The organism is Clostridium saudiense (assembly GCF_000577815.1).
GTDB lineage: Bacteria > Bacillota > Clostridia > Clostridiales > Clostridiaceae > Clostridium > Clostridium saudiense.
In genome coordinates this window covers 22,675-34,319 of sequence record NZ_CBYM010000035.1, presented here as the reverse complement: position 1 = coordinate 34,319, position 11,645 = coordinate 22,675, and the positions used below count along the sequence as shown (strand labels likewise).

General features: G+C 29.7%; 9 protein-coding genes. 1 reads left to right on the top strand and 8 read right to left on the bottom strand.

Going from position 1 to position 11,645, the window contains the following annotated elements:
* Window positions 1-21: 21 nt before the first annotated feature.
* From carB to proB, 8 genes are all read right to left on the bottom strand, one after another.
* Entirely contained in the window at window positions 22-3,228 is a 3,207-nt protein-coding gene (gene carB, locus TY07_RS13880; protein WP_042401223.1) for a carbamoyl-phosphate synthase large subunit, read from the bottom strand.
* Between the two features lie 13 nt (window positions 3,229-3,241).
* Entirely contained in the window at window positions 3,242-4,291 is a 1,050-nt protein-coding gene (locus TY07_RS13875; RefSeq protein WP_042401221.1) for a glutamine-hydrolyzing carbamoyl-phosphate synthase small subunit, read from the bottom strand.
* A gap of 543 nt (window positions 4,292-4,834) precedes the next feature.
* Complete coding sequence (locus TY07_RS13870) at window positions 4,835-5,644, bottom strand: Cof-type HAD-IIB family hydrolase (RefSeq protein ID WP_042401219.1); 810 nt, start codon at window positions 5,642-5,644, stop codon at window positions 4,835-4,837.
* A gap of 10 nt (window positions 5,645-5,654) precedes the next feature.
* Window positions 5,655-6,434 (bottom strand): SDR family NAD(P)-dependent oxidoreductase, encoded by a 780-nt coding sequence (locus TY07_RS13865; protein WP_042401216.1) that lies wholly within the window; start codon window positions 6,432-6,434, stop codon window positions 5,655-5,657.
* A 21-nt stretch (window positions 6,435-6,455) separates the two neighbouring features.
* On the bottom strand, window positions 6,456-6,899 hold the full coding sequence (locus TY07_RS13860; protein WP_042401214.1) for a GNAT family N-acetyltransferase: 444 nt from the start codon (window positions 6,897-6,899) through the stop codon (window positions 6,456-6,458).
* A gap of 127 nt (window positions 6,900-7,026) precedes the next feature.
* Window positions 7,027-7,623 (bottom strand): SanA/YdcF family protein, encoded by a 597-nt coding sequence (locus TY07_RS13855; RefSeq protein ID WP_042401211.1) that lies wholly within the window; start codon window positions 7,621-7,623, stop codon window positions 7,027-7,029.
* A gap of 262 nt (window positions 7,624-7,885) precedes the next feature.
* The gene (locus tag TY07_RS13850) at window positions 7,886-9,130 is read right to left on the bottom strand and encodes a glutamate-5-semialdehyde dehydrogenase (RefSeq protein WP_042401208.1); all 1,245 of its coding nucleotides are present in this window, start codon (window positions 9,128-9,130) and stop codon (window positions 7,886-7,888) included.
* Window positions 9,131-9,155: 25 nt separating this feature from the next.
* Window positions 9,156-9,971: a glutamate 5-kinase gene (gene proB / locus TY07_RS13845; RefSeq protein ID WP_207743366.1), complete on the bottom strand. Its 816-nt coding sequence runs from the start codon at window positions 9,969-9,971 to the stop codon at window positions 9,156-9,158.
* A 279-nt stretch (window positions 9,972-10,250) separates the two neighbouring features.
* On the opposite strand from proB, the gene TY07_RS13840 reads away from it, so the two are divergent.
* Window positions 10,251-11,633, top strand: a complete 1,383-nt coding sequence (locus TY07_RS13840) for a YjiH family protein (RefSeq protein ID WP_078061385.1) — start codon at window positions 10,251-10,253, stop codon at window positions 11,631-11,633.
* Window positions 11,634-11,645: the final 12 nt, after the last annotated feature.

Sequence of the window (11,645 nt, the reverse complement as noted above, 5' to 3'; positions counted from 1 at the left end):
ATTTTTCCTGTTCCTTTTTTATTATTCAGCTATATTAAACACTTCTAAATCTCTCTTATCAATTTCAGATACCTTAACATCTGCTATTGCTCTTAACGTATCTAAAGCTGTTATAACACCTATATTTCTTTCAATGGCAGCTCTTCTAATTAAGAATCCATCTCTCTTAGAATCATTACCCTTTGTTGGAGTATTTACAACTAAATCAACTTCTTTATTCTTAACAACATCTAATATATTTGGTTCTTGTTCATTAAGTCTTCTAACTTCTTCACAGTCAATTCCTGATTCTCTTAAAAGCTTACAAGTTCCTTCTGTTGCAATAAACTTGTATCCAACTTTAGCTAAATCTTTCGCTATTGGTAAGAATTCAGCCTTATCATGCTTATTGATAGTTGCTAATATTTTTCCTTTTTCCATTGATGGGTACATTCCTCCACCAACAAACCCTTTATATAATGCTTCCTTAACATCTCTACCTACACCTAAAACTTCTCCAGTAGATTTCATTTCAGGTCCTAAAGATACTTCAACCTTTGGTAATTTTTGAGTTGAGAATACTGGAACCTTAACTGATACTAGTTCTGGTTCTGGATAAACATCTACTCCATAACCTAAATCAACTAACTTTTCTCCAAGCATAACCTTAGTAGCTAAATCTACTATTGGAACTCCACTTACCTTACTGATATATGGAACTGTTCTTGAAGCTCTTGGATTAACCTCTATTACATAAAGGTTGCCTTCGAACTCTATGAATTGAATGTTTATCATTCCCTTAATTCCTATAGCTAAAGCTAACTTCTTAGTGTAATCTAAAACTTTCGCTTTGATTTCCTCGCTAATATTTTGGCTTGGGTACATTGTTACAGAGTCTCCTGAGTGAACCCCAGCTCTTTCTAAATGTTCCATTATACCTGGTATTAAAATATTTTCTCCATCAGATATGGCATCTACTTCTATTTCTCTACCCATTAAGTATTTATCTATAAGTATTGGATTTTTCTTATCCTTTTTAAATGCATTGCTTAAATAGTAAGTTAACTCCTCTTCATCGTGAGTTATTTCCATACCTTGACCACCTAATACATATGAAGGTCTAACAAGTACTGGATATTTTAATCTATTTGCTTCTTCTATACCTTCTTCTAAAGTCCAAACACCTTTTCCTTTAGGTCTTGCTATATCAAACTTTTCAAGTAATTCTTCAAATTTTTCTCTATCTTCAGCCATATCAATTTGATCTGCTGTAGTTCCTAAAGTCTTAATTCCTTTTTCCTTTAAGAAGTTTGCAAGTTTAATTGCTGTTTGACCACCAAATTGAAGAATAACTCCATATGGATTTTCTTTTTCAATTATGTTTAATACATCTTCTTCTGTTAATGGTTCAAAGTAAAGTTTATCTGATATATTGAAGTCTGTACTTACTGTTTCTGGGTTATTATTAACTATTATAGTTTCAATTCCCATCTTCTTTAATGCCATTACACAGTGAACTGAAGCATAGTCAAACTCTATACCTTGCCCTATTCTTATTGGTCCTGAACCTATTACTATAACCTTTTTCTTATCTGATACTTCAACTTCATCATATTGTTCATAAGTTGAGTAATAGTATGGTGATAATGCTTCAAACTCTCCTCCACAAGTATCAACCATCTTATAAGCTGGCTTTATATTCCAAATATTTCTTAATCTATAAATATCATCTGGACTAACCCTTAACATATCAGCTATAGCCTTATCTGAGAATCCTTTTCTCTTAAGATTTAATAACCATTCTTTATCTAAATCATCTATTTTGCTTAATTTTAATCTAGTTTCTTCATGTACTATCCATTTGAATTTTTCTAAGAAGAATATATCTATTCCTGTAATTTTAGCTATACTTTCAATTCTATAATCTCTTCTTATCATTTCTGTAAGAGCAAATAATCTTTCATCATCTGGCTTCATTACAGCTTCTTTCAATTCTTGAATGCTCATTTCTTTAAACTTTGGATGGTCTAAAGAATATTTTCCTATTTCTAAACTTCTTATACCTTTTAATAATGCTGACTCTAAGTTAGCACCTATAGCCATTATTTCTCCAGTTGCCATCATCTTTGTTCCCAAAGCTCTATCAGCTGTAAAGAACTTATCGAAGGGCCACTTTGGAATCTTAACTACAACATAATCTAATGTTGGTTCAAAACAAGCATATGTCTTTTGAGTTACTGCATTTTTAATTTCATCTAGTCCATATCCTAAAGCTATTTTAGCTGCAAGCTTTGCTATTGGATATCCAGTAGCTTTTGATGCTAAAGCTGAAGATCTTGAAACTCTAGGGTTAATTTCAATAACTGCATATTCAAATGAATTTGGATTTAATGCAAATTGTACGTTACATCCACCTTCGATTCCTACTGCATTGATAATATTGATTGATGCAGTTCTAAGCATTTGGTATTCTTTATCAGATAAAGTTTGAGATGGAGCTACAACTATACTATCCCCTGTATGAATACCTACTGGGTCAATGTTTTCCATGTTACAAACAGTTATACAGTTTCCATAAGAGTCTCTCATTACTTCGTACTCTACTTCCTTCCAACCTTTAACTGATTTTTCTAATAAAACTTGACCTATTGTACTTAATTGTAATCCTGATGCAAGAATAGTTCTTAATTCTTCTTCATTTTCAGCTATTCCACCACCAGTTCCTCCTAATGTATAAGCAGGTCTTACTATAACTGGGTAACCAATCTTGTTTGCAAATGCCATACCAGCTTCCATATCAGTTACTATTTCAGATGTAATAACCGGCTCATTGATTCTATGCATCATATCTCTAAATAGCTCTCTATCTTCACCTTCTTTGATAGAAGCTATTGAAGTTCCTATAACTTTAACATTATACTTTTCTAATATTCCAGCATCATGTAAATCAACTGCTAAGTTAAGTCCTGTTTGACCTCCCATACCAGCAAGTAAACTATCTGGTCTTTCCTTTGCTATTACTTTTTCAACAAATTCTAATGTTAATGGTTCTATATAAATTTTATCTGCAACTTCTTTGTCCGTCATAATAGTAGCTGGGTTAGAGTTTACTAATACAACTTCTATCCCTTCTTCCTTTAATGCTTGACATGCTTGAGTTCCTGAATAATCAAACTCTGCAGCTTGCCCGATAACTATTGGTCCTGATCCTATAACTAAAACTTTTTTAATATCTTTATTTAATGGCATTTTCTAAACCCTCCTATAGTGCATATTCCATAAATCTGTCAAATATATATTCACTATCCTTCGGACCTGCTGCAGCCTCTGGATGGAATTGAACTGAGTATATTGGTAAAGTAGTATGTTTCATACCTTCCACTGTTCCGTCATTAATATTTAAGTGTGTTGCTATAACACTTTCTGGTAGCTCATCTACTACATATCCATGATTTTGAGAAGTAATATGAACTCTATTTCTTTCTAAATCTTTTACTGGATGGTTGCATCCTCTATGTCCAAACTTTAATTTAGTAGTTTTTCCACCTAAAGTTAATGCTAGTAATTGATGTCCTAAACAAATACCTACTATAGGTTTAACTCCAACTATCTTTTTAATGTTTTCTATTACATCAGTTAAATCTTCTGGATCTCCAGGGCCATTTGATAAAAATACTAAATCAGGATTTACTGATAATACTTCTTCTGCTGTAGCAGTCATTGGAAATACTGTTATTTTGCAATTTCTCTTTTTGAAATTTCTTATTATATTTGTTTTTATTCCAAAATCCATAATTGCAACATGCTTTCCTGTTCCCTCGATTGTATATGGTTTCTTTGTAGTTACCATTTTTACTGCATCTCTATTTGAAAAAGCACTTATTTTTTCTTTAACTTCTTCTAATGTTTCATGTTCTAATGAGATTATTCCTCTCATTGTCCCATTGTTTCTTAATACCTTTGTTAAAGCTCTTGTATCTATACCTTCTAAACCTATTATTTTATTTTGCTTTAAGTAATCTTCTAATCCAATTTCACATCTAAAGTTATTTGGGAAGCTACATTTTTCTCTTACTATGAATCCTCTTACCTTAGGTGTATCTGATTCGTTATCCTCTAAATTTATTCCGTAGTTTCCTATTAGTGGATATGTCATAGTTACAATTTGTCCGTAGTATGATGGATCTGTTAAAACCTCTTGATATCCTGTCATTCCTGTTGTAAATACAACCTCTCCTACGCTATCTTTTAAGTATCCAAATGCATTACCTTCAAAAATCATGCCATTTTCTAATATAAGCCTTGCTTTCATTCCTAGCCCTCCTAAAATTCATGTATATAACAGCTAAAAATACACTTTCTAAAAGCTCTTTAACTTCAAATATAATTTATCTATTTTCTTAACTATTTATTTAGTTAAAAATAACAGAAAAGGATAGTAAGGAGACATTTAACTATGTAATCTCTCCATACTATCCTTATTATATTTAAAATTTACTTTAGAAAATTCTTTTGATAAATCGATGTAACTATTGCTATTTACGTATAACATACCTACATACTCCTTTCTGGCCTCTCTGGACCAATTTAAAGTGTACTTTTTAACTAATTAATTATTTATTCTTATCTTTGTATATTATTGTATATTTAGCACGAATTATTGTCAAGAATAAATTAGCTTTATTAGATGGAATTTACCATCTAAATTTTTGTACACTCTATTCCAAATATTTCAATGTGTATTTTTTATAATTATACTCCTCAATGAATATTTATGCAACTTTATTGTATTTTTATAAACGCATAAAATAAGGCCATTAAGATTTGTTATCTTAATGGCTTTATTTTCTTAAACTTATTTATTTTTTAATTCTTTTATCCAGTTTACTATAAATTCTATTGGATTTTCATCATTACTTGGTGCTATATATTTTGATTTTCTTTTTAATTCTTCACTTCCATTGCTTATGCAAAAACCATAATCAGCTTCTTGTAAAAGCTCAACGTCATTCATATTATCTCCAACCGTAATTATCGTAAAATCTTCAATTTCTTTATGCATTACTAATTTCTTTAATGCTTGTCCTTTTGATATTTCTTTTGGTATTATTTCTAAATATACATCTGAACTTCTTACAATATTATTATCACCATAGTCTTTTCTTAAATATGTTTCAACAAAATCTAGCTCTTCTTTTTCGCCTACAATTAACGCTTTAGTCCATTTTTTATTCCAAATACTATCATCGACATTATAAATTACATCATAACCTAGCTTACTAAATCTTTCAGTTCTTTTACATGCTTGATAAATATATACTTGCTCATTACTATATATCTCTATTCCTATATTATGATTAACCTTATTTACTACTTTGACTATTTCTTTTCGTTCTTCCTCTAAAAACTTTTCCCAAATTACTTCATCACTATTAAAATCATATACTTTAGTTCCATTATACATAATTACAGGAAGTGTAACCTTCATCTTATGAATATGTCTCTTTATTGAAGGTAACATACGTCCAGTAGCTAAAGTAAATTGACCACCATTATCTACAAAATACTCTATAGCTTTTTTATTTTCTTCTGATAATTTTCCTTTACTATTTAAAAGTGTTCCATCCATATCAGAAACTAATAAATATCCATCAAAAATCCCCATATTTTTCTCCTTATTTTTTATTAGTTTTCAGTATTATTTTTCTTGAGATTCGTCTAGGTAAAAGCTTATTTCCAATAACTAATAATTTATTTTTCATTCCAGGAATTATAATAAGCTTCCCTTTTTTAAAATCTTTATAGCTAACTTTAGCAACCTCTTCTGCATCCATTAAATATTTCTTGGCAGATTCACTTTTCTTAATTCCAGCCTTGTCTTGGAAAGTAGTCTTAACAGGACCAGGACAAAGACATGAAATCCTTATTCCACTATCTTTACACTCTTCATATATAGCTTCTGTTAAATTAAGTACATATGCTTTTGATGCATAATAAGCTGCCATTCTAGGACCTGAGCAAAAAGCAGCTGTTGAAGCTACATTTAAAATCCCTCCATTTTTACATTCAATGATCTTAGGCAAGAAATATTTTGTTAATTTAGTTAATACTTTTATATTTATATCTATTAATGCTTCTTCCTTTACCCATTCTATTTCGCTAAAATCACCAAAGGTTCCAATTCCAGCATTATTAACTAAAATATCTACATTTAACTTATTCATTTCAACATAATTAAATAAACCTTGAATATCTTCACTCTTTGATAAATCTAAGCTTAATATTTTTACTTCTACATTACATTTACTTAATTCATTTTTTGCTGTTTCTAATTTACCTTCATCTCTAGCAACTAAAATTAAATTATGTCTATCCTTTGCAAATAACTTTGCAAGCTCATATCCAATTCCAGTTGATGCACCTGTTATTAATGTATAGTTTCTTGTACTATTCATAATAAACCTCTCCTAAAAACATTATAATTCTACTTTCATTTTAACATGGGGAATATTAACTTCATCATAAACATCTGATATAACCTTAAATCCTACACTTTCATATAATCCTTTAGCATAAAGTTGTGCTGATAATACTACAGTTTTTTCATCTAAATTGTTTTTAATAAACTCTAATGCTACTTTCATCATTTCTTGAGCAATTCCTTTTCTTCTATGACTTGAAAGTACTAAAACTCTTCCTACTGAAATATAATCATATCCTATTCCTTTAGGTACTATTCTACAATAAGCAACAACTCTTTCATTTTCTTTTAACATTATATGATGACATACCTTATCTTTATCATCAAAATCCTGTTCTTCTACTATCTTCTGCTCACAAACAAAAACCTCAAACCTAGATTTTGCAATTTCATACATTTCATTAACTGTTAAATCATTAAACTTTTTAATTTCAAACATTTTTCTACTTCCTTCCCTTTTCTTGCTACTATTTTATCTCTTTATTATCCAATATAATTTAAGTATAATCTATTAAAAATATAATTTATTTCTATTTATAAATAAAAAAAGGCCTTATAAAGATACATTAATATATCTTTATAAGGCATAAAAAGAAATCTTTAATTTGAGCTAAACGCTCTCTTCTCTTATATTTCTTCATTCTATCGTATTCCCTCATATCAGAGGCTATCCCATATGCTTCAATTCCAAATCTTCTTGCAATAAATATGGCTCTTGGCAAATGATATCTATTAGTTGATATTATAGCTCTATTAATATTAAATATATTCTTTGCCCTCTTCATACTATCATAAGTACAAAAACCACAATTATCTATTAATAAATCTGATTCTCTAATATTCTCTTCAGTGTAATTTTTCATAATCCAGTTTTTCATAACAGCAAGTTCATTGTGATTCTCACCACTATTATCACCAGTTAACAAAATAGTTTTGCATATTCTTCTTACATATACTTTAGCACCCGTATCTAACCTATCTGCCAATAAATCACAAGGATTTCCATCAGGTCTTATACCAGCACCTAAAATAATTACTGTATCACAATCTATCGGAAGGTCTTTCATGTCTAAAATGTACTTATTGCCATACATGTCCATTACTACAAATATGCTAAGAACAATTAGCGCTACTATTAAACAAAAAATCAATACATAGGCCATATATTATTCCTTCTCGACTATTTCTTCTACTATATGATATGTATTGATTTTAAAATTTGTACATTGTTTTTTAGATAAAAACTCCTAATTAACTGATTTTCTACATATTTTTAATGAAATATCACAAATGAAACTCTGCCTCCTTCTGTCGGCTGAGTAAGTTCGCCTGACCAAATTAAAATTTGGAGGCGTTTATTGAAACTCTGCCTCCTTATGTCGGCTGAGTAAGTTCGCCTGACCAAATTAAAATTTGGAGGCTCACTTATCTTATCTGTCCGTTTCCGTAGATAATGTATTTAATAGTTGTAAGTTCTTTAAGTCCCATAGGGCCTCTTGCGTGAAGCTTTTGTGTACTGATTCCTATTTCTGCTCCAAATCCAAATTCTTCTCCATCTGTAAATCTAGTTGATGCATTTACATAAACAGCAGCTGCATTTACCTTCTGTAAGAATTTTTGTGAGTTTTCGTAATCTTTAGTAACTATTGCTTCTGAATGACCTGAACCAAAGTGATTAATTAAGCTTATTGCTTCATCTATATTCTTTACTACCTTAACTCCAATTTTATAATCTAAATATTCATTATACCATTCTTCGTCATTAGCCTTTATTATTGAAGAATCATAAGCTATAGATGTTTCATCACCTCTAACCTCAACTTCTTTATCTCTTAAAGCTTTTAAAATAATTGGCATAAACTCCTTAGCTATTTTTTCATGAACTAATAACTTTTCAGCAGCATTACATACAGATGGTCTTGAAGTCTTTGCATTTAATACAATATTCTTAGCCATTTCAAAATCTGCAAATTCATCAACATATATATGACAATTACCTGTTCCAGTTTCAATTACTGGTACAGTTGCATTTCTGACTACGGCTTGAATAAGCCCTGCTCCTCCTCTTGGAATTAAAACATCTATATATTCATTTAATTTCATCATTTCAGTTGCTACTTCTCTGCTAGTATCTTCTACTAATTGAATTGCATCTTCTGGAAGATCTATAGATTTAAGTCCTTCTCTTAAAACCTTAACTATAGCCTTATTAGAGTTAATAGCTTCACTTCCACCTCTTAAAATAACTGCATTACCAGCTTTAAAGCATAATCCTGCTGCATCACTTGTTACATTTGGTCTTGCCTCATATATTATTCCTATAACTCCTAAAGGAACTCTTTTTTGACCTATTTGCAATCCATTAGGTCTAGTCCACATTCCTAAGACTTCTCCAACTGGATCTGGAAGTGCAGAAACTTGTCTTAATCCATTTGCCATTCCTTCTATTCTTTCTTCATTTAAAGCTAATCTATCAAGCATAGATTTAGATGTACCTTTTTCTATTGCTGCTTGTAAATCAATTTTATTAGCATTAATAATTTCTTCCTTATTATTAACTAAAAAATCAGCCATAGCATTTAATCCATTATTTTTTTCTCCAGTACTTAAATTTCCTAGTATGAAAGATACTTCTTTAGCTTTTTTTCCTTTAATAATTAATTCATTCATTATTACTTAACTCCTCTCTACATTCTTATTTCTTTATAAATAATGTTCCAATCTCTTTACCTGATGTAATGTCCATTAATATTGATGGATTATCACCATTAGCTAATACCATATTACATCCAGCACTTGTAGCTCTTTTAGCTGCTGTTAACTTTGTAGCCATTCCTCCAGTTCCAAGCGAACTTCCAGCACCACCTGCACATGCTTCTAGCTCAGGTGTAATTTCTTCTACTGTTTTTATAAGCTGAGAATCTGGATTTTTTCTTGGATCTGAATCATAAAATCCATCTATATCAGATAGTATAATTAATAAGTCTGCACAAACTAATTGAGCTACTATTGCAGATAAATTATCATTATCACCAAATCTAACTATATTTTCTATTTCATCTATGGCAACTGTGTCATTTTCATTAACTATTGGTATTATTCCATTTTCTAATAAAGTTTCAAATGTATTAACAACATTTTCTCTTATATGATCATCCTCAACAACATCTCTTGTTAATAACACTTGCCCAACAACATGACTATATTCTCCAAAAAACTTACTATATATATGCATAAGCTCACACTGACCTACTGCAGCTACTGCTTGTTTCTCTTTTATACTCTTTGGTTTCTCCTTTAATTTAAGCTTGTTAACTCCAACACCAACTGCTCCTGATGTAACTAACACAACTTCTTTTCCAGAATTCATTAAATCTGATAGTACTCTTGTCAACTTTTCTATTCTTGTTAAATTTATATTTCCATTATCATAAGTAAGTGTTGACGTTCCTACTTTAACTACTATTCTACTGCATTCTTTAATCTGTTCCCTATAATTCACCTTAATCATCTCCTGAACCTTAGACTGTTATCTCTCTATTATAATTATCTTTATTATTATTTACCATAAAAACTTCCTTTACATTTATTCTCTTTGCTTCCTTATTAAATAATTACCTTCTATATACTTGAATAAAAAATACATAAAATTTAATATATCTGCATAAAAATTAAAATTTCCAGTCCTTTTTTTAATTTTTATGCATTAAAAATATTGATTTTTAATATTTTTGCATTTAGAATGAATATAGATGAATAATTATAAATTTTTATGTATAAAGGAGAAAAAATGGAAGTTTCAAAATTAAAACCATTTGATGATAATAAAAGTAAATTTACTTTAAAAGATAATTTAAAATTCATCATTCCTTCTATAATTGGTGTCTTATTATTTATGATTCCAATAAAATATGAAGGTGATGTAACAATTCCAATAGCTATTTTTTCTGGAATGTTAGTAAATTTTCTTGGTGAATATTTAGTATATATAATTACAGGTACAATGGCTATTTCAGCTATACTTAGTTTAATAGCAACAATTGTTAAGCCTAAATTTATCACTAACAATAAGATTTTAAGCTCATTATTTACCACTACACCACTATGGTTAGTTTCTAGAGTATTAGGTGGTATATTTGGGGTTCTTGCTGCATTCCAAATAGGTCCTCAAATGATAATAAGCGGTGATACTGGTGCTTTTGTATTGAATGATCTTTTAACTGTATTATTTTCTATATTCTTATTTGCAGGATTATTCTTACCGTTATTACTTAACTTTGGTCTATTAGAGTTCTTTGGATCATTATTAACTAAAATAATGAGACCTGTATTTAAATTACCTGGTCGTTCTTCAATTGACTGTATTACTTCTTGGTTAGGTGATGGTACTTTAGGAATAATGCTAACTAATAAACAATATGAAGATGGATTTTATACTGAAAGAGAAGCTGCAACTATAAGTACTACATTCTCTGCAGTTTCAATTACATTTAGCTTAGTAGTAATAAATACTGTTGGTCTTGGAAATATATTTGTACCATTTTATTTAACTGTTACCTTTGCTGGAATAGTTGCAGCCGTAATAGTACCAAGAATATATCCTTTATCAAAAAAGAAAGATACATATTATAATGGTAAAACTAATAAAATAGATGAATCTATTCCTGAAGGATATACATCTTTATCATGGGGATATGAACAAGCTATAACAAAAGCAAGAAAGAATTCTAGTATAAAAGAATTTTTTGCTGATGGTGCTAAGAATGTCTTAGATATGTGGGTTGGAGTTCTTCCTGTTGTTATGTGTATGGCAACAATAGCTCTTATAATAGCTACTTACACTCCACTATTTAAAATCCTTGGAGTACCATTTATTCCAATACTTCAATTATTACAAGTACCTGAAGCCGTTCAAGCTTCTCAAACATTAGTTGTTGGATTTGCAGATATGTTACTTCCTTCAGTTGTTGCTTCAACAACAATAACTAGTGAAATGACAAGATTTATAGTTGCTGCAGTTTCTGTAACTCAACTTGTATATATGTCTGAAGTTGGTGGAGTTTTACTTGGTTCTAAAATTCCAGTAAATATAAAAGAATTAATTATAATATTTATTGAAAGAACATTAATAACTTTACCAGTTATAGTTCTAATCGCAAACTTTATATATTAGATATTTAAGCTG